General features: G+C 48.0%; 19 protein-coding genes. 4 read left to right on the top strand and 15 right to left on the bottom strand.

Translation table 11 applies throughout. The features are described from left to right. Positions 1-32: 32 nt before the first annotated feature. Both MHB85_RS05625 and MHB85_RS05620 read right to left on the bottom strand, forming a co-directional pair. Complete coding sequence (locus tag MHB85_RS05625) at positions 33-833, bottom strand: nucleotidyltransferase domain-containing protein (protein ID WP_341072600.1); 801 nt, start codon at positions 831-833, stop codon at positions 33-35. Positions 834-859: 26 nt separating this feature from the next. Further along, on the bottom strand, positions 860-2353 hold the full coding sequence (locus tag MHB85_RS05620) for a TROVE domain-containing protein (RefSeq protein ID WP_341072599.1): 1494 nt from the start codon (positions 2351-2353) through the stop codon (positions 860-862). A 370-nt stretch (positions 2354-2723) separates the two neighbouring features. Between MHB85_RS05620 and MHB85_RS05615 the strand changes: the two genes are divergently transcribed. Together MHB85_RS05615 and MHB85_RS05610 are read left to right on the top strand one after the other, a co-directional pair. Continuing rightward, entirely contained in the window at positions 2724-4079 is a 1356-nt protein-coding gene (locus MHB85_RS05615) for a helix-turn-helix transcriptional regulator (RefSeq protein ID WP_091015657.1), read from the top strand. Then, the gene (locus tag MHB85_RS05610; RefSeq protein ID WP_091015659.1) at positions 4027-4911 is read left to right on the top strand and encodes a WYL domain-containing protein; all 885 of its coding nucleotides are present in this window, start codon (positions 4027-4029) and stop codon (positions 4909-4911) included. Before MHB85_RS05615 ends, MHB85_RS05610 begins: the two co-directional genes overlap by 53 nt. A gap of 104 nt (positions 4912-5015) precedes the next feature. Here MHB85_RS05610 and MHB85_RS05605 read toward each other — a convergent pair whose 3' ends face one another. The 6 genes from MHB85_RS05605 to MHB85_RS05580 all read right to left on the bottom strand — a co-directional run bounded on the left by MHB85_RS05605 (position 5016) and on the right by MHB85_RS05580 (position 9206). Continuing rightward, positions 5016-5516 carry a hypothetical protein gene (locus MHB85_RS05605; RefSeq protein ID WP_341072598.1) on the bottom strand — a complete coding sequence of 167 codons (501 nt, stop codon included), beginning with the start codon at positions 5514-5516 and terminating at the stop codon, positions 5016-5018. Between the two features lie 184 nt (positions 5517-5700). Beyond that, complete coding sequence (locus tag MHB85_RS05600) at positions 5701-6441, bottom strand: hypothetical protein (protein WP_105600855.1); 741 nt, start codon at positions 6439-6441, stop codon at positions 5701-5703. Continuing rightward, positions 6438-7136 (bottom strand): ABC transporter ATP-binding protein, encoded by a 699-nt coding sequence (locus MHB85_RS05595; protein ID WP_091015664.1) that lies wholly within the window; start codon positions 7134-7136, stop codon positions 6438-6440. Before MHB85_RS05595 ends, MHB85_RS05600 begins: the two co-directional genes overlap by 4 nt. Next, entirely contained in the window at positions 7129-7515 is a 387-nt protein-coding gene (locus tag MHB85_RS05590) for a GntR family transcriptional regulator (protein WP_091015665.1), read from the bottom strand. The genes MHB85_RS05595 and MHB85_RS05590 overlap by 8 nt, the downstream gene beginning before the upstream one ends. Before the next feature lie 223 nt (positions 7516-7738). Then, a complete protein-coding gene (locus tag MHB85_RS05585; protein ID WP_192132888.1) occupies positions 7739-8605 on the bottom strand; it encodes an aldo/keto reductase in 867 nt (288 codons plus the stop codon). A gap of 43 nt (positions 8606-8648) precedes the next feature. After that, positions 8649-9206 (bottom strand): STM3941 family protein, encoded by a 558-nt coding sequence (locus MHB85_RS05580; protein WP_105600857.1) that lies wholly within the window; start codon positions 9204-9206, stop codon positions 8649-8651. Positions 9207-9597: 391 nt separating this feature from the next. Between MHB85_RS05580 and MHB85_RS05575 the strand changes: the two genes are divergently transcribed. After that, a complete protein-coding gene (locus MHB85_RS05575) occupies positions 9598-11607 on the top strand; it encodes a S9 family peptidase (protein WP_105600858.1) in 2010 nt (669 codons plus the stop codon). Positions 11608-11805: 198 nt separating this feature from the next. Here the strand turns inward: MHB85_RS05575 and MHB85_RS05570 are convergent, their stop codons facing one another. Next, positions 11806-12498 (bottom strand): stalk domain-containing protein, encoded by a 693-nt coding sequence (locus tag MHB85_RS05570; protein ID WP_341072597.1) that lies wholly within the window; start codon positions 12496-12498, stop codon positions 11806-11808. Between the two features lie 408 nt (positions 12499-12906). On the opposite strand from MHB85_RS05570, the gene MHB85_RS05565 reads away from it, so the two are divergent. After that, positions 12907-14100, top strand: coding sequence for a MalY/PatB family protein (locus MHB85_RS05565; RefSeq protein ID WP_341072596.1), 1194 nt, complete (start codon positions 12907-12909; stop codon positions 14098-14100). Between the two features lie 183 nt (positions 14101-14283). Here MHB85_RS05565 and MHB85_RS05560 read toward each other — a convergent pair whose 3' ends face one another. From MHB85_RS05560 to nikR, 6 genes are all read right to left on the bottom strand, one after another. Continuing rightward, positions 14284-14895: an ABC transporter ATP-binding protein gene (locus MHB85_RS05560; protein ID WP_341072595.1), complete on the bottom strand. Its 612-nt coding sequence runs from the start codon at positions 14893-14895 to the stop codon at positions 14284-14286. Further along, positions 14885-15841, bottom strand: coding sequence for an ABC transporter ATP-binding protein (locus tag MHB85_RS05555; RefSeq protein WP_341072593.1), 957 nt, complete (start codon positions 15839-15841; stop codon positions 14885-14887). Before MHB85_RS05555 ends, MHB85_RS05560 begins: the two co-directional genes overlap by 11 nt. Before the next feature lie 2 nt (positions 15842-15843). Further along, positions 15844-16776 carry an ABC transporter permease gene (locus MHB85_RS05550; RefSeq protein ID WP_341072592.1) on the bottom strand — a complete coding sequence of 311 codons (933 nt, stop codon included), beginning with the start codon at positions 16774-16776 and terminating at the stop codon, positions 15844-15846. Continuing rightward, positions 16773-17768, bottom strand: coding sequence for an ABC transporter permease (locus MHB85_RS05545; protein ID WP_341072591.1), 996 nt, complete (start codon positions 17766-17768; stop codon positions 16773-16775). Before MHB85_RS05545 ends, MHB85_RS05550 begins: the two co-directional genes overlap by 4 nt. Before the next feature lie 49 nt (positions 17769-17817). Further along, positions 17818-19476 carry an ABC transporter substrate-binding protein gene (locus MHB85_RS05540; RefSeq protein WP_341072589.1) on the bottom strand — a complete coding sequence of 553 codons (1659 nt, stop codon included), beginning with the start codon at positions 19474-19476 and terminating at the stop codon, positions 17818-17820. A 284-nt stretch (positions 19477-19760) separates the two neighbouring features. Beyond that, positions 19761-20300, bottom strand: a complete 540-nt coding sequence (nikR, locus tag MHB85_RS05535; protein WP_210109615.1) for a nickel-responsive transcriptional regulator NikR — start codon at positions 20298-20300, stop codon at positions 19761-19763. Between the last annotated feature and the right edge of the window lie 49 nt (positions 20301-20349).

Below are 20349 nucleotides of genomic sequence, written 5' to 3'. Positions count from 1 at the left end.
TTCTCTTTTATGATTTCCGTTGTTATCAATCCCTAATTGTTCCCCCACACCTCTTGCAATGCCAAACGGAAAATCCGGTCCAATTCTTCAAATTGAATAATCTGCTCATTCTCCATCTGGCCAGCCAGTCGTTCAAAATGCTCCATCTTCTCGGCTAAGAAAGCCTGTATTGCTGGCAACTGCGGCTCCAGATCCAGTTCCTCGCCCGCCTTTTTCCGGCGCAGCAATTCATGAATCTCCGTATACAGCGGTGTAGTCACAGGGACAAGTTCTTGCACCAGCTCTTCAAATGCCATTGGCGGCATCGCATCATAACGTTCGATCCAGCCACAAGCGAGTAAGGGGCGTAACACATAGAAGTACTTTTTAATCCTCACTTGCTCACCTTGTAAATAATCTCGGAAATTACCCTTCGCCATATTCAGATAATGATACATGCAGGACTTGGGTGAGAAGGTCAATGGCGACAGTGCACGGATATGCTGTGCCACGCCATACTGTTCATCATACTGAATGGGGGATTGCAGCCACTCCAGTAACGGTGGATTTGATTTGCGAAACAGCTTCAAAGCCTTACGCAGATCCCAACCATTGATATCGAGCTGATCACTGATTGGACGTTCGATCACATCCCTCTTATCCTCAATCGACAAGTACCATTCCAGTGGTCTTACATACAGAAAACGCACATCATAATCGCTGTCCTGGGAAGGAAATCCCCATGCTCGACTGCCCGATTCACACGCATAGATGATCCGTACCTGCTGCTCCTGTTCAATCTGCTTCAGTTGTTGTCTAATCGTATCTCTCATTTCTTCATGAACGTAGGTCATAGTCAGCCGCCTCCAAATTCCCTCAATTAAATCTCCATCGCTCTCACCCGGTTCGCAAGTGTATCATATCCGGCCACAGTCTCGGCAATATACGTCAATACCGTTTCACTCCAACCGTAGATGTAAAAGGTTTTGCCATCCCGTGGCGGTACCATTGCCTGCCGATAAGGTGCTATATCCACAATAAATGCTTTCAACTCCGGATTCATCATCCGGCGATATCGCTCAAGCTCGGCATATAACGGGCTGCCTTCATTCTGCTGTTCATCGGTGATCATCATGATCTGATCCACTTTCTCTCCGATATCCCGAAGCTCGCGTACAGGCCGCCCCGTGTCTGTTCCACCTTGTGCGCGAATCCGGTGAGCTTTGGAAAGGATGCTCTCATCCATCTTGGGACGAGCATCCTCAACCATATGGTCGAATAACCAGAACAGTGCGTTACCTCTTGTTTGTTTGTAAAGCGCCAGTGCCAGCACCGAACCAATCCGTAAATAATCCCCTTGCATGGAACCGGAACGATCCAGGAAAATAGCCGTTCTTCCCGGCAGCGTTGGCAGGTTGCCAATGGATAGCTCTACCGCTTGTCGCAAAGCATCCCGCAGCTCTTCCCTCGCAATCATTTCATACGCACTGGCGAAACGGAATGGCAATATGCGCGACTTACGCAGGGCTTCTGCATCCGTTAAACGACCTGTTACGTAATCGATATTTTTCGATTTTTCAAAAACTCCCGCTCGATCCATTGCATTCAGATGGCGCAACAATGCAAAGGTTGGCATCTGGGACATCAACGCCTCCCATACCGTACGTGTCGGCTGCATGATCGATGTGACCACCGAATACGGCAGTTTACCTTTCTCGATCAGATGCATCCGGCTTGCGGGGTTGGGCGTAGCTTTCAGTTCTTCCAGCGCTTGCAACTGCGGCAGTTCCGTAAGATCCACCTCATGCCCGCGCAAATAACGAAACAAGGCTTGCTGCTTCATATCAATCGGCTTGGGGTGTGCTGTAGCGATCATATCCCCCAGACTGTATCCTCGCCCGTGTCCGTTGTATTTGATCGCCCAGTATTCGCTGATCCCGTTCAAAAAGAGACTCACCTGACGCTTCACCGCTCGGCCGCCCTGCCCCCGCCCCAATCCTCTCAGAATAGTCAGAAAATCAGCCAGATCAGCCGGTGTCTGTACCACTTGGGAGAACACCTTGGCAAACTGATCCACATCCGCTTTGGACAATAGTGCCAGACCATATAAAGGCTGTAACCGCATCAAACCTTCATTACGAGCATAGACCAGAGCCCTCGCCATAAACCCTACATCCACCTCAGCCATCTCCTGATGACTGACCATCGCGTCGTCCATCAGTTGCTGGGTATCGGTATAGAACGTATTGTTCAATGTATTGGTCATCAACATCTGTATATATTGTTCCTCCACCAATCGCTCATAGGCTCCGTAGCCCCCATGATTACGTGTCGTTGGCTGAGGTTGATTAAATAATTGTTTCGCTCTGCTCATCACTCATGACCTCCTGGTGTGAGTCTAATGGCTGTACTTTAATAATAAAATGTTCCGAGGAAAAAGGTGGGAAGGTATAATACCCGCTCTACCGCTGAGCTACACCGCCATGAACGGCGGCGATTGGATTCGAACCAACGACCTGGTCGATTAACAGTCGAAGTAACCCTCCCTGGCGCCTCGGAACCTTGATCCACAGTGCTTGTTGCTGCCCCGCTTCACATCCTCATTATGCCTCACACATCTGCACGCGAACATGGCGAAAGTATGGCGACGAATCATTTTCTGAAATTGAGTCAATCTTCACAAGTTTAAATGAAACCCGCCACTCTTCCTGCTACAATGAAGGGATAACAAGGAGTGAATGTTCATGGCAAGAGAGAGTTTTGACAAAGAAATTCAGTTCTTACGCATGTTATCCCTAACAAGCGGTGCGTATAACCGCAAACAGTACGCCGAACGGCTTGGCATATCCGTACATACCTTTGATAAAACCAATCGTCGGTTAAAAGAAATCATGCAGACCGTCGCTGATCAACGTTCAGGTGCCGAAGCAAGTCGGGAAATAGCTGACCTCGTTCGTTTCCAGTACGGAGAATCTGCAGAGCCCATGCTGCTCTTCCTCTTCCGCGCCAAGTCGATGAAAGAGACTGAAGTTCAGCGCCTTTCTGTCCTTTTGCATACCCTACAGGATACAGCCCTGACCGCAATGGAATTACTTGACGCCTGCTGTGCTGATCTGCCGGAAGATCTGGCGTTACCTGACGAGAAAACCATTCGCTCCGACCTGAAGTATTTGGAAGAGGTTGGGGTTATACGAAAAGAGCCTGGTGGCAGACCGTATCGATATGCCTTGCAACAGGATGTCCTTACCGAATTAACAGTGGAGGAACAGCTGGAGTTGTATGATTTTGTGGATATGATGGCGAACACCCAGGTTCCTTCTGTCCAAGGTTACTTGTTGCGGGATAGTCTGAAGAAAGCCATTACGGCAAGTTTTCCTCAAGAAGAAGCGACCGAACCCTATATCTATAAGTATCACTATTATTCTCGTATCCTGGACGAAGCTCATCTCTACACGCTGCTTAGTGCGATTCGTCAGCGCAAGCGTGTGCAGTTCCTATACTATTCACCGAAAAAACCATCCAGCTACAGTTCACAGAATACGAATCCACGCTTTGAACGGGAGGCAGGCGGACGATCCAACCGGATCGTGCCCCTTGAAGTGATTTATGACCATCAGTATGGTCGTTGGTATGTCATTGGATATCAGGGTCGCCGCGGCTTCGTGAAATTCCGCATGGAAGGCATAACCCAACTGGAGGAAGAGGATTCTGTAGAAGAGGAATACATGCTCGAGTTGAAGCAGCAGTGGACTGACATCAGTCGCTACAGTTGGCTGGTAGATACGGGGAATACCGTGACGGTTCAAGCTCGCTTTTTCCACCCGGAGCGTGGTCAGCGCAACTTCATTCTGGATCGGGTTCGTCTGCAAGGTCAATGGGGCAAGATCATACCCGAAACGGATCATACCTTTCTCTACGAAATCCAGGTCAACGGTACCACCGAGATCAAACCGTGGTTACGAAGTTTTGGCTCAAGCTGCGAAATCATCGCACCTCAGAGACTACGCCAGGAGATGATCAAGGAATGGAAGGAGATTGCGGGATATTATGAACCTGTTCGAGAAGATGTTCAATTACCAGATGATGACCCGACTGAATGAAACCGGACTGTTCACCTGGACCTCACAGGAACGGGCCTGGCTTCGCATGATGCTGAATCACCCTGCCGCAAGAGAAGCCCTGAGCGCTGTAACGTTGGATAAAATGCACAACATGTTAAATGGTGAGCAGGACCTGAACCTTCAGGATTACCTGACCGAAAAAGCCAAAAGTGAGGAAAACAGTGTCTCTCATCCACTCCTCAGACAGTTACGACTAATCATTCTGCATCATCAGGGATTTCGAATGACAGGCCGCGTCCGCAATGGACGCACAAGCCAGGATGAATTTGGTTTCCCGTATAAACTGGAGTATTCCATGGTCAAAAAAGAATGGTACGTGCTCTGGTACGCGCCTCGCTTCGACAAACTCATGTCTACCAAGCTGCACAGCATCGTTACCGTGGAAGCCCAACCGGTTGAGCCGGATAGCGCTTCAGGCTACAGTGCCCGAATTGCTGCGATAACAGAGAAGCGTAAAACGACCATCACCATCGAAGTATTGCCTGAGTTCAATCAGGAGCTGTCCCGAATCCTCTATGCCTTCTCCTGCTTCGAGAAACAGGTCGAGTACATGGAAACCAAGCAGACATATCGGATCGAGCTGACCGTTCCACGGAATGAGATGGATTACGTCTTATCCAAAATGCGTTTTCTCGGTAAACGGGTTCGATTTGCTGACCACACAGTGATGCGGGAGCGAATGTCCGAAACAGCTGCCAAGGCATTGGCCCGTTATGCGGAAAAAGAGCCTGATAAACATGCCGAATACTCCAATGAAGTTCAGCACCGCCAACCCGAGGAAAAACCGCTCGCAAAAGCCGATGGTCATTGATTTCGTAAAAGTCGGTTAACCCTAGCCCTTTGCTCAAAAACAAACCCGTATACAAAAAGGTCTGGATGATCTCATCCAAACCTTTTTGCTGTGCATGAGCCTGACTAGGTCCCACCACTGCTGGCAGCTGAATTTCGTCTCTTGTTAATCGCATGCACTCCCATGACCACTGCAATTAATTCATATGTGTCCAGTTGGTCCGACTGGTTATCCAATACAAATGCCCCTGAACTAAACCAGCCGCTGGTGCGACGGAAACTTGCCACGATGCGTCCACCACTTCCACTGATATCATATTCCTGCGAGAATGCCGGAGCAGACACATCGTACGTACCGCGCGATCCATCATCATACTCATACTTTTTGCTAAAGAAACTAAACCTCGCTCGCAATACTCCCAGATGTCTCCCATCGGCTGCAGTGATATCCCAACGATTGGTTAACATGCGGAATTTGCCGCTACAGACCAATCCCGAGTTATCGGATACATCGAGCGAAGAACCAAAAACACTTTTCAAATCCAGATGTCCTGCCTGTTCCTGATTCGGATTCATAATCTCGGTGTAACCCGCGTTAAAAAAATTATCCCTGAAGTATAGTTCCATAATACGTTCTCCTTTCCCTTACATATCCCCTTTCGTTCTCTTTAACCCAGTCTCACATCGTACACACATTATATCTATATTTACGTACAATTAATGGGGTTGGATTCAAAAATCGGATCATCACTGGATGTAAAAAAAAACGAGCAACCCTGGTTGCCCGCATCACGTTCAAGTTATCCTGTCATCAGACTTCAACTTTTTTGTTGTTCAGATAAATGGTAGCCCACACCAAGATAACTGCTACGATGACTTCAAATACAATACTCCCCCACATACCGTCCGACCATAATACGCCATTGGCTGTGATTGCAATACCTGTACTTTCTTCGGTGTAACGGAACATCTCATTTGGACTGAAGCGTCCTGTCGTAATTATATTCTCCAACCAGCCAATCAGATTAACGAGGACCAAGAATGCAACGATTCCGATCCATGGTCCAGTTCTCCAACGGAAGCTGCCTGCAATCGAGATCGAAAGGAAGATGATGACAGTCATGAATACCATAACCCAAGCAATAAACAGTAACAAACTAACATAATCCGATACATGCAGACCCGAAAGATCAATATTGGTAACCACGTTCATTCGGAGTTTTATTGAGATATAGATGTAGGCATGAGTCGTAAATATAATAACTAATCCCAACCCGCAAAGAGCTCCAAAGATCAAAGGAGACAACACATGGGATAGGCCCGTTACGGGTAAAAGACGGCGATTATAAGAGCGGATATTGGACGTGTATGTTTTGATCATTTTCACATAAACAGCCACACCTACCCCAACATAACCCATAATGCCAAGCACAACCCCTGCGACCTCAGACATGAAAAGGGAAAGCGCCACTTGCGCAATAATCAAAATAACCAGCCCGGCCAGCAGTGTATTCCAGTTCCTTCTAAAGTCATACTTCAATAATGTCATCATTCCGCATAGACCTCCTTGAACATCTCATCCACACTTTTCCCATATTTCAGACGGAGCGTTTCCACTTCTTCCCGCATCACCAGCTGACCTTCACGAATGAAGACCACTTCATCAAAAATCCGTTCGATATCATTCACCAGATGTGTGGAAATGATCAGACTGCTGTCTTCATCATAGAATTTGACGATCGCATCCAGAATCTTGCCACGCGCAACCGGATCTACTCCGCCAATCGGTTCATCCAGTAGATACAGACGAGCCTTACGGGATAGCGCCAGTGTTAGTTGCAGTCGTTCATTCATACCCTTGGATAGATGCCGCACCCGATCACTCTCGACAAGGTTCATGAAATCGAGCATCTCCCGTGCCTTCTCCTCGTCAAAATCAGCATAGAAATCGCGGTAGTACGAAATCGCATCCCGCACTCTCATCCACTTCTCGGTTAATGGACGATCCGGCATAAATGAAACCAGTGACTTCGTCTCCAGCCCAACAGGCTTACCTGTGACTTGAATCGTTCCACTGCTCGGATGCAGCAAACCTGCAACCAGTTTCATGAGCGTACTTTTGCCACTGCCGTTGCTACCCAGCAAACCTACGATTCGGCCAGGAGCAATATCCAATGTGATATTACTGAGCGCTTTCTTACTGCCATATGTCTTGTTAATCTGGTTCAGTTCAAGAATGTTACTCATGCGTTTTTCCTCCCTTTCCTTCCGCAACGGCATCGGCTACGATCGATAAGATATCCTGCTCTTCAATCCCCAGTTCCTGCATTCCGGTCAGAAAGCGTTCCAGCAATTCACCGGCCATCTCTTTTTTGATCGTCATAATCTTCCGCTCCTCACTGGTTACATATCTGCCCAAGCCCCGTTTGGTTTCGACCACTTCTTCTCGCTCCAGTTCCTGAAATGTCCGTTGTACTGTATTGGGATTGATCTGTAATTCAGCCGCTAGTTCACGAACCGAAGGGATTTTGTCACCTGCCTGAAGTGTCCCGGTTACAATCTGTCTCTTGATGTACTGCATAATCTGCAGATATATTGGTAAGTTGTTATCAAATTCCATAGTCACAAAGCACTCGCTCCTCTCTGTACTGGTGTGTTAGTTACATAGTACACTAGTGAGATAGTGTTGTAAAGCCCATTTGTTAAAATATATATTCGCTTAATCGAAGGGCAAGCTTCCGCTATTGATATCCATACAAAAAAAGAGCAGATCGTGAAGATCTGCTCTGCATAACATTATTAATCGTATTGTTATCTTATTCATATGCTTATCCCATAAAAAGAGCCAGCTACACGATATCTAGAGGTACTTTGCCTTTAGGTGCAGGGAATGCCTCATTCAAACGGGCGAGTTCCTCTTGTGTCAAAACGATATTCACTGCTGCTGCATTGTCTGCCACATGATTCAGCTGTACCGCTTTGGGAATCGCCAGCACATCTCCGTCCCTGATCACCCAGGCTAATGCGATCTGCGAAGTCGTAACTCCTCGATCCTGCGCAATCTCCTGAATGACGGGATGCTCCAACAATTCACTGCGAAGTCTGCCGCCCTGTGCCAGTGGACAATACGCCATAACAGGAACGCTACGTTCGCGCATCCAGGGAAGCAGATCATGTTCGATACCACGCGAAGCTGCATGGTATAGCACCTGATTCACCATGCACTGAGACCCCTCCGGCAGACTCCATAACTCCTGCATATCCCTTGTATCCAGATTCGATACACCCCAGCGAAGGATTTTACCAGATTGCTTCAACTGCTCCAAGGCCTGAACCGTTTCTTCGAGTGGCACTCCCCCTCGCCAGTGGAGCAAATACAAATCCAGACGATCTGTACCAAGACGCGTAAGACTGCGCTCACAGGCCGTAATCATCTGCTTACGATCCGCATGATGGGGATACACTTTGGATACGAGAAAAACTTCGTCACGATGGCCCGAGATGGCCTTTCCCGTAACAACTTCTGCCCCACCTTCTGCATACATCTCCGCCGTATCAATCACGGTCATTCCCAGTTCAATACCGGAACGCAGTGCCCGTATTTCTTCTTGCTGGCTGGATTGCTTCTCTCCCATGTTCCATGTGCCTTGCCCTATCGCAGGCAGGGCAGTTCCATCCGGAAGTAGAATCGTGCGTGTTGGATTACCATGCATCATCTATATTCCTCCATTCTGAAGACTTATGGACATTCTGACCTCTCTAACGACGGTTATACGAATCATATATCATGTTATCACTCACATGTCTCCAGTGGTTCATCATCATGATATACAATTGATCCAGTGGCACTGTGAGGCTACTTTGGGCAACGCTGATGGTCGCATCGACCATATTGCTGTTGACCGTCATCAATTTGCGTTTCATCCCGTTCTGGCGATCCAGAAAGGCTTTCTCGTCCCGCAACTTGACCCCGATCATTTTCTGTCCCATCAATTCATACATAAAAATATTCTCAACGTCTCTCCAGGCCACGGCTCCTCCTGCGGTATAAGAAGATGCATCCACAAACCCATCCTCATCGATTACAAAAGAAGGTTCCTTCTTAATCATCTTTACCAGACTGTAGCAGAAACATAGCCCAAAAAACAAAATGGATAGAAGTCCAATCACATCCGAAAGGATGGAATCATTCGTACCTGAAGAACGATCAAAAATCAAAAAAAATCCGGCTGCCACAAAAAGTGCCGCCCCTGCCGTAAGCCACGCCATTCGTTTCCGGTTTGGATATTCTACATGCTGCTCATAGGATGTGCTCAACGTGACGTTCCTCCTCCATTGCGACTGAATCATACAAGTTCTATATAAACGAATGGCTATGAACCAAATACTTAAATGTAGAACAGGAATTGCATTGTACATTAAACCAAATTCACCAATGTTAAACATTGAATTAAGACCATTTTCCGTCATTTCTGCGGTTATTCAACATTAGGATTCGTCATCTTTCGAGCAATTCCTTTAACACACCTATATGAATTGAACAAAGAATATTTACATGGCCACTCCGATGACAGAACAACCTTCCGATCGCTGTTATAAAAGTCTCCCCTCCTTCATTACACTTATTGTCCTGTTCCTTGCTTTCCGTTAATATAAATGGAAAGGTTAGGAAATTAACCAATTCTAATTCATGGTGGGAGGACAAGCAATGATGAGTCAGCGCGGCATAACATCGGAAGATCTTTATCAGATTACATGGGTTAATGATCCAACTCCGTCTCCTCAAGGCGGACAACTGGTATATGTAAGCCGGAAAACGAATGAAGCACGTGACGGTTATTGTTCTCACCTGAGACTGCTGCATTTGGGGAGTCAAAAGGACAGGCCCTTTACCTCTGGAGAGAAGGATCATTCCCCTGCCTGGTCACCCGATGGATCTCAGCTGGCCTTTTTAAGAGAGGTTAATGGGAAATCCCAAGTGTGGATTATCGCATCAGATGGCGGAGAAGCACAGCAAATCAGTCACCTGACACATGGCGTCAGCTCCTTGCTCTGGTCACCAGACGGTCATACCATACTTGTGAAATCATCCGTGGATATGAGCGGAGATGAAGAATCAGAACATACAGATCCTATAGACGATAAACCCAAACTGCTGCAAGAACATGTCGTAGACCGGATTCGCATGAAATCAGATGCCAGTGGATTATGGAACGGTCGACGTTCCCACCTTTTCGCTCTCGCACCCATTGATGCGGAAGCCATTCCTGTAACTACTGGTCACTATGACGTTGGAGACTACGCTTGGTCCCCGGACGGAACATCCATCGCATGGATTGCACAGATGCCCGAAGCAGGCGAGGAACACAACGATTACACCCTGACCAATCATGTGTACCTTGCGAAGGCAGACGGGTCGAATGTGCAGCAGTTGACCCCGGAAGGATATACGTTCAGCCGACTGACATTTGCACCCGATGCACAATCCCTGGCACTGCTCGCTAGTGACCGTTCTTATGGAAATGCCACGCTTGTGAAGCTATATACCCTTCCTATATCAGGTGGTGAACCCGTATGTCTAAGCACGGATTGGGACGTACAGTTAAATCACAGCATTGTTGGTGACATGCGATCACATCTGACAACCACGGGACCTGTATTCAGTCGGGATGGTTCATCCATCTTCTGTCTCGCAACCATTCATGGTAGTGTACGCATCGCCAAATTCGCACGAGACGGCAGCAGTGCCGAGTATATATTGCCTGACGAACGGGAGATTTATCAATTTGCCGAGTTGGAAAACGGGCAGATCGTTGCTGCTGTTGCCGATACACAAAATCCTGGTGATCTCTATATGTATGAACAACCGGGAGATCCCGGGGTAGAACCGATTCAACTCACCCGCAGCAATCCACAGCTTGAGGATGAGATCCACCTTAGTACACCGGAAACCTTCTGGTTTAATTCCTCAGATGGCCTGCGTCTGCAAGGTTGGATCATGAAACCTCATGGCATGGTCGACGGGGTCAAAATCCCGACCATTCTGGAGATTCATGGCGGACCGCACATGATGTATGGTTTTACATTTATGCACGAGTTCCAGATTCTCGCTGCACAAGGCTACGCTATTGTGTATATCAATCCACGCGGGGGGCTCGGATACGGGCAGCAATTCGTAGATGCCTGTCGCGGAGATTATGGCGGTGGCGATTATCGCGATCTTATGGAGAGCGTGGATTATGCCCTATCCCAATATGAGTTTATCGATGAATCCAGATTGGGCGTAACCGGGGGCAGTTATGGTGGCTTCATGACCAACTGGATTGTTGGACACACGGACCGCTTTAAGGCCGCTGTTACCCAGCGTTCCATCTCCAACTGGTTATCCTTCTATGGCGTCAGTGACATTGGCTATTTCTTCACGGAAGATCAGATTGGCGGTAACGCGTGGGATGACACGGAAAAACTGTGGAAACATTCCCCGCTCGCTTATGTCGGCAACGTGAGTACTCCGCTGCTCATTTTGCATGGCGAACAGGATCTGCGGTGTCCAATTGAACAGGCCGAGCAATTATACATTGCGTTGAAACGGCGTAAGCAGACAACAAGGCTCGTTCGTTTCCCAGGCGCCAACCACGAGTTGTCCCGTGGAGGTCACCCTCACTTGAGGGTACGCCGTTTGGAGCATATTGCCGGATGGTTTAACGAGTACCTGTAACGGACTACTATTTAGACTATTAATTCAGAGAGTATAGAACCAGATATGGATTCAACCCTAAAAGCCGTCCAATGAAATCTGTTACGATTTCAACGGGCGGCTTTTGGCGTTACCTTTTGAATAATAGAAGGATACGGATCACTATAATTTGAACAACTCAAGCAGGATAGTATTAGGGCGTGTGATTATATTCGTCGCTTACTCTTCGCCCCATACTACGGTAACTTCATTCAGGTCCTTGTTGGTCGCAGACACAGAACCCGTGATGGTTACGGCATATTTGCCATCTTCACGACCCACGATGCTGAAGCCGTCTGCCTGTATATCCTGAGTGTTCTGACTCAAGTTTTTGGTCTGGTAATAGTCTTTGTAGGATGTTCCAACGGTTAGCAACGTTTCTTTGGTTGTGTACGTGAGCACTACTTTTTTGTTACCATCCATGATGTTCTCAATGAGACTTGTCGCCTTCGCATCCTTCGGTAATGGGAAATCTGCTGGCAGATACTTGGACTTCACGCCTGCCGCCTGTGTGTTTGTACCTGTTGAGGGCGATGTCGATCCACTATTGCCTGTGGATGTGGACCCGCCAGAAGAGCTTGAAGAACCGATGCTTACTTTATTGTTTTGGGAATCATACTTCACTTCGGTCTTCAACGCATCGGCAATCGAACGAACGGGGAGATATGTACTTCCTTGATATGTAATTGGTGCAAGCTTTTTGCCCTGGTCACCTGTCGGTGTAAATTTCTGCCCGTTCACTTCGATGGCGAGCCCATGGTTCAGATAAGCTTTGATCGTCTCCAGTTGTGTACCTGCATATACACCTGCCGATCCGGTTAACACCATGCCAAACACACCCGCAGTAATCAACCACTTTTTACTTTTCATCATTAAACGCCTCCTGAGTTCAAATGTCAGCCTTACATAATACGATTCAAGACGATCGCTCGATGTACACGAAAGACTCATGTAGTTATGCTCATCATGTATGGATACGAGCTTATTCGGATAACAGCCCGTTATTCCACCAAATGTTAGCAATATAATAGCATCTGACAAGGGGTTGTAAATAATATAAGAACAAAACAGGACCAAGGGCGTACAAAAATAGTCTTTGTTGTATGCCTGCTGTTCTCTGGCTCGTTAAGTTGTTCTTATATGAATAAAGTCCTGAATTCCGGACCGTACATATGAAGCTAATCGTACACACACACAACAGTTGCGAAATTAACCAATGTATTAGATAATTATTTGTCGATTTGTGGTCAAAGGAACGGAACTCAAGGGGGATTAAATACGATGAATAACAATAACAGTACATTTGATCAGTCTATTAACCGGATCTCTACCGGATCAGAAAAATGGGATGCGCTTGAGGAGATCTTCGGTGCTGCTGATGCGCTTCCGATGTGGGTGGCCGATATGGATTTTGCTGCTCCACCATCCGTCATTCAGGCCCTGCAAACACGGATGGAGCACGGGATTTTTGGTTATACAGTGCGGACTGAAGCGTATCATGCCGCTGTTGCAGACTGGATGGAACGGCGCCACAACTGGAAAATTAACGATGACTGGATTGTGTTCACTCCAGGTATTGTGCCCGCACTCAGTATTGCTGTACAACGATTCACGGGGCCGGGAGATGCAGTGGTCATCCAAACTCCAGTGTATGCGCCCTTCTATGAAGTAGTACGTGGTCAAGGTCGTGAACTGATCACCAATCCTCTGGTAGAGAATGACGGTCATTACACGATGGATCTGGAACAACTGGAATCCAGCTTGCAGACCGGTCGGGTCAAAATGCTGATTCTGTGCAGTCCTCATAACCCGGTTGGACGGGTATGGACTCGTGAGGAGCTTAAAGGGCTTACGTCACTGTGTCTGCAATACAACGTACTGATGGTTTCAGATGAAATTCATGCCGATCTTGTTCATCAGCGGGGAACTCATACACCATTGACCCTGATCTCGGACGCCGTCTCTGATCTAAGTATCATCTGTACGGCTCCAAGCAAAACGTTCAATATTCCTGGCCTCTGCACATCCAACATCATTATCCCCAATGCCAAGTTACGAGAATCGTTCGCGCAGGGTGTAAAAACGATGGGACTTGCCAGTATCAGCACACTGGGTGCTGTTGCAACTGAAGCTGCTTACAACGGAGCTGAGGAATGGCTGGATGAGTGCCTTGCCTATATCCGTGGAAATATGGAGTATGTACAGCAATATGTCGCGGAACACATGCCTCAGATTAAAATGCATCTGCCCGAAGCGACCTATCTGTTATGGATGGATTTCCGGGAGCTGAATATCCCACATGCACAACTATGCAACATGCTTCTTCATGAAGCAGGGCTTGCTTTCAATGACGGGAGCTTCTTTGGAACGGAGGGTACAGGGTTCATGCGTATTAATGTAGCCTGTCCACGTTCTACGGTTGAAGAGGCGATGCGCAGATTATCTGTGTTGTTAAGCAATGTGTCGGGCAAATAAGCTGTCAATTACATCTATGTATGTTTCGAACAAAACGTGTACTGTTCATTAAATGGTGAATATCTGTAAAATGGAAAAAGGGGTGCCCCGTAGTCAAGTCCATGACTCACATTCATGGTCAATGACTTCACAAGGGGTGCCCTTTTGTATTCAATCATTTTATTTATTCAAAACTAATTAAAACTACAGTGACATCGACATCGGCATCGGTGTAATTCTGTCGCATAACCTGTTCAGCAAATCCCGATCATGGCTTATGATCAGTAATCCCAGATCACGCTGGCGAGCCACTTCCATCACGGTATGCCAGATCTGTGCCTGAGTGATCGCATCCAGCATCGTGGTCATTTCATCTGCAATCACATAACGTGTCGATGTACCGAGTGCTCGCGCCACACAGAATCGTTGCAGTTCCCCACCGGATAATTCACCCGGTCTGCGGTCCAGCCAAGCTTGCTGAATCCCCAAAGCTTCGAGCAACTGCTCATCCTGCACAGCCGCCTCCTGAAGTACACGCCGCATCCGCCAGCGTGGATTCACAGCTTTCTCCGGATGCTGGAATACCAGCTGAACTGGACATACTCCTGTACGAGGGAGTGGTTCACCATCCAGTAATACTTGTCCTGCCACGGGTTCGGCATATCCTGCAAGGATGCGCCCAAGGCTTGTTTTCCCACAGCCACTCGGTCCCCACAACCCAACGACTTCGCCTTGTTGCACCTGCATGTTCATCTGCTGAAACACCCACGATTTCTGATCGTAACGATAACTTACTTCCTGTGCTTCAAGTGACATGGAGACACCTCACTTCTCCGCCTCGTACCTGACGAAGCGGAGGACGTTCGCGGGTACATGCAACGGTTGCTGAGCTACATCGGGGAACAAATGAACATCCCGTGATGATCTCTTGACCCGCTAACGGCTGGGAGCCTGGGAGTGGCTGAAATCCATTTTGCGGCAACGCATTCCAGAGGGCTTTCGTATACGGATGGCGCAGTCGTTCTCCATTCCCCGTAAAATCATCCACCTGCGCTGTCTCTACATTGGCACCCGCATAAAATACAGCGATGCGATCAGCAGCCGTCAGGGCAGTCGTGACATCATGGGTAATCCATAGAATGCCTACGCCTTGATTCGCAAGCTCACGAAATTGCCTCATCGTCTCGACCAGCACTTCGGGATGGATACCCGGTGTGGGCTCATCGGCAATGATCAGCTTCGGCTGGCCTGATGTCGCTGTAGCCATCAACACCCGTCTTGCCATACCTCCGGACAACTCAAACGGGTATTTCCCGGCTGTTCCTTGAGGAAGATGATAACGATCCGTCAGCTCCTGCTCTGTCTTTTTCAAGTGGGTTTGATTCATGAATCTACGCTTCCTTTCCAAATCTCGAGTTATCGGCTGAACTTGCCTCCCCACCTTCATCAGCGGGTCCAAATAACTGACGGATTGCGGGATTAACATCAGTTCATCACCACGCAGATGAAGCTGCCGCTCTGGAGTCAAAGGCTCACCATTATAGCTCATTCTACCTTCCAACTTGGCATTGGCAGGCAGAATGCCCATAATGGCCTGCGCAAGTACACTTTTACCTGATCCGCTTGCGCCTACTACAGCCACGATCTCACCCTCGTTTATGGAAAGATCCAGATTCTGAATGACATCAATCTGTTCGTGTCCAAACCAACCACGAGCGCGCCGAAATGACACCGATACCCCCTCAATATCAAGAAGAGCCATATTTACCTCACCTCCCTTGAACTACCTGTACCCGTCAACGTCTTCAGACTGTTGCCCAACACATCAAACGCACGAACAACCAGCAATAATGCCAGTCCCGGGAAAAAGGCGAGCCACCACATGCCAGCAGATAAATATCTCATCGACTCTGACAAAATAATGCCAATTGCCGGTTGCTGCGGGGACAACCCCAGCCCCAGAAACGTAATGGCTGCCTCATGCAGAATCGCATGGGGAAAAATTAACAGTACGCCCACAAACAGTTGTGGGACCAGATGTGGCAGCATATGCTGCACCGCAATCTGTAACCGCGATTGACCCAACTTGTGTGAGATCTGAATGTATTCTGCGGATTTCAGTTGAATCATCTCTGCTCGTACAATCCGGGCCAGATTTGGCCAGTGCGTCAGGGCAATTGCTGCCGCCACTCCTGCCAAACCTCCACCAAATACAAAGGCCAACATAACGAGTGATACCAGATGAGGCACACTGAGAAACAGGTCGATAATCCAGGAGATGACCCGGTCAGCAGCCTTGCTTGAAGCGGCAGCCAAACCTAATAACATTGCGATCAATCCGCCACCACATGCAGCAAGTAATCCCACTTGAATGCTGGTTGCCAAACCTTTTAATGTACGCATGAACATATCTCTTCCGAGCCAATCCGTGCCAAATGGATGCGCCCAGGTTGGAGCCAAATTCCGATCCATTAATGAAGTCAGCGTAGAACCAGCCGGAAGCAGCCTGCCCGTCAACCACACAACGGCAATCCAGATCACCGCAAGGCTTCCCCAGATCACCGCTCTTTGGCGAGGATTGCGGGAATGTTGGTTTCTGGCGGCCATGTACCGTACCTCTTGATTCGCAGTTTTCACTTTCTGTACTTCGACTGTTTCTGCCGTCTGCTCGGAGGAGCGTTCTAGCGTCTGCTTCATGACATCAGCTCCTCCTTCATCCGTGGATCAATCATACGATACAGAATGTCGGCAACCATATTACCTGTGAAAACAAAAATCGCACTGCACATCACAAGTCCAAGCAGCAGTGGAACATCTCCACGCAACCCCGCCTGAACCGTTGCCTGACCAAGGCCTGGGTATGAAAATACCTGTTCTGCAAGCACAGCCCCACCGAACAGTTCACTGAACGAAGCAAACTGCAGCGTGATGGCCGGCAAGACAACATGTCTGAACCCATGTCGACGGAACAGCTGAAATCCACGCTCACCCCGCGCTCTCGCAAACAGAATATAATCCGACTCCAGCACATCCGTAAGCTTCTGCCGGGTATGCAAAGCGATGGAAGCTACTCCGGTCAGACTGAGAGTCAACGCTGGCAGAATCATATGAATAGCCCGATCGCCCCAGGTCACCTGATCAGCCGACATCCCTGCGGGTACCCCAAGGCCAACTGGAAGCCATCCGAGCCACACCCCAAATACCATTAGCAGCAACAGCGCAATCCAGAATACCGGCGTGGAGGCCAGCGTGTAACAATACCAGCAGATCAGGCGATCCAGCCTTGAATCCCTTCTCATGGCAGCAACTACACCAAGAGTGAACCCGAAGATACCAGACAGTAGCCAGGCTACTGCCATAAGCGCGACAGAATTCATGAATCGTTCCTGGATAATATCCGCTACAGGCTGTCTGTAGATCATTGATGTTCCCAAATCTCCCTGAATAAGTGCTTGTCCCCAGGTCAGCAATCGTTCCATTGGAGATTCATTCAACCCCCAACGCTCTTCGATTAAACTGCGCTGTTCGGCACTTACCCTGATCATATCCCCACCAATGTAAGCTTCGATCGGGTCCACAGGGGAAAATTGCATTAATATAAAAGACAACACACTGACTCCAATCAATAGAGATACGAGTCGCAACACTTTATAACCAACAAATCTGGCCCATCCATTCCTGCCCGTCATCCAATCTCTCCCCAATTCAGGCTAAAGCTACTGCTAGGTTTTCTATTTCCTATTTCGTGCTGTTATCCCAGGACCATTCCTCCAGATTGGATGTCACCGGCCAGCCGTGACCATGGGGGTGGATCTGCTGCTCGCCAATGTCTAGTCCATTCGTAACCAGATATAGATGATCTATATTTACGAGCCACGCCCATGGCGCATCCCCCTGATAACTGAAACCTGTTGTTCCATCCCATTCCGCTTTCTGCCAGAACGGTAATGCCTCTTCTTCACTTGTAGCATGAAGGGCTTTCTCCATCCAAGAATCCACGACAGGATTGCTATACAGCCCCACATTGTAATACCCTTCTCCTTTGTGAGTACTACTATAGAGGTTATACGTCTCTAGTGGATCATGACTGCCCCAACCAAATAATACAGCGTTGGAGTATGCCATCTTTTTCGTCTCTTCACGGCTTTTGCCTTCAATATTGATTTTAATTCCAGCCTGGGCAACCATATCCGCAGCAGCCAGTGCCAGAGATTGTCTTGTTAAATCACCTGCAAAATAAAGCAGATTGAATTCGGCCTTAACTCCGTTTTTCTCGACGACACCATCACCATCCGCATCCACCCAGCCACCAGACGTCAGAATGCGCTTCGCTTCTTCGAGATTGGCATCCGTAAATACAGCTTCCACATTACTCCAAGGCAGATCATCACTAACGGAATAGGCTGGACGACCGTACCCTTCCAGTACACCCTCAACCAAAGCCTTACGATCAATCACAACATTCACCGCTTGGCGAATGGCCAGATTGGATGTCACATCATTCCCTGCGGGAAGACCATCGCCCGACTTGGCACCAGCAGGCTGCATGGGGAACACGATGCCCCGGTTATCTACGGTTTTCACGGCCTCCAATGTCATGCCATTCACCTGTTGTTTGCTAAACGCTGCCGGGATCGCAGCGATATCCACTGTACCTGCCTGTGCAGCGGCGTAGGCTGCATCTTCATCCAGATAGAGGAAGGTGAGTTTGTGGAATGCAGACTTGTTACCGTAATATTCTTCATTGGCTTCCACGATGGCCTGTTGTCCTTTGTCCCACTGAACCAGCTTGTACGGTCCTGATCCAACCGGATGCTCTGCATAATCAGCGCCATAGGCGTGTTCAGGTACAATGCCAAGTGTCGTCAGCAGACTGATGAATGTAGATTGTGGCGATTTCAGTGTAAATAAGACCGTGCTATCATCAGGTGCCTGTACATCAGCCATATTGGTCAGATCAATCACGGACCCACTCTTAGCAGCTGTTTCAAACGTAAATTTTACATCCTCAGCCGTCAGGGGTTCCCCATCAGAGAATTTCACATCGTTCCGAAGTGTGACCGCCCAGGTTAACCCATCTTCACTAACGGAGTATTCAGTAGCCAGATCGTTAACCAGTTGAAGTTTGGCATCTCTCTTTAGCAAAGTACTCTGGAAAAGTGGTGAACCATACTGCCCCCATCCGGTTGTTGGATCAAACCCGCCTTCCGGCTCGGTGCCAACGGCCAGCACCAATTCGTCTTTGGTTGAGTTTGTTCCTGACTGTCCATTCTCTAATGACGAAGCTGTTGGCGCTGTGCCCTGTGCACAACCAGATAAACCAATGGAACATACAAGCAAAATGCCTAATCCTGTTCTACCTTTTCGTTTTCCCCATCTCCATGAAAATCTGCCCATTCTGGTCGTTCCCCCTCTAAATATGTGCTGCACTCCCTTTTTTCGTGTTACTTTTTAGAGAAATTGTAGCACAAAACATAAATAGCATGTCAACAAAGTTAACTTCACAATCCATATTTTTTCATTTTTCAGAATCAATAAATAAAAACTTATATAACCGAGCATTTGTAGCGCTCCATAAAGTCAGGTATTATAACAAACAAAAAAAACAGACGGTGGCATCTAACCAATAGTCTGTTTTTTAGATTTGCTATATTTTCATAGAAATTACACTCGTATTTGTCTTACTCCGTAGAGCGATGATGATGATGGCTGTGACCATGCTGCCCCGCACTGTGATTATGATCCAGACTTTGAATTGGATTGCCATCCTGACCGCTACTCTGAGCATGAGCCAGTTTGTTGAGTTCATCTACATAAGTCACAGACAGCTCCGCATACAAAACACCTTTTTGCACCTGGATCTGCTGATGCAGATGACGCAATCGCCCCAAATTCCCTCGTACGGCAATAACCTCCAGGCATTGGTCATGGTTCAGGTGCACGTGCATATTGGAAATGATGTCATGATGCGCCTCATGTTGCAGCTCCATCAAACGAATGGGAAGATCACTGATATGGTGATCGTAGACCATCACAATGGTGCCTGCCACATCCTGGTCGGATTGTAATGCAGAAGGTTGCAGTAATGTTTTGCGAACAAGATCACGGAAAGCCTCAGATCTGTTTTTGTATCCCTGTTCCTCAATATAATGGTCAAACTGCTCAATCAGAGGTGTAGGAAATGCCACACCGAACCGGGTCAAATCTTCTTTGTCTGACATGCTTCTCCTCCTGCGCCCTCATTTGCTTCGAGTGTACCACAGACTTGTC

This window comes from Paenibacillus sp. FSL K6-4396 (assembly GCF_038002525.1).
GTDB classification, from domain to species: domain Bacteria; phylum Bacillota; class Bacilli; order Paenibacillales; family Paenibacillaceae; genus Paenibacillus; species Paenibacillus amylolyticus_B.
This window is presented reverse-complemented; position numbering and strand designations above follow the sequence as displayed.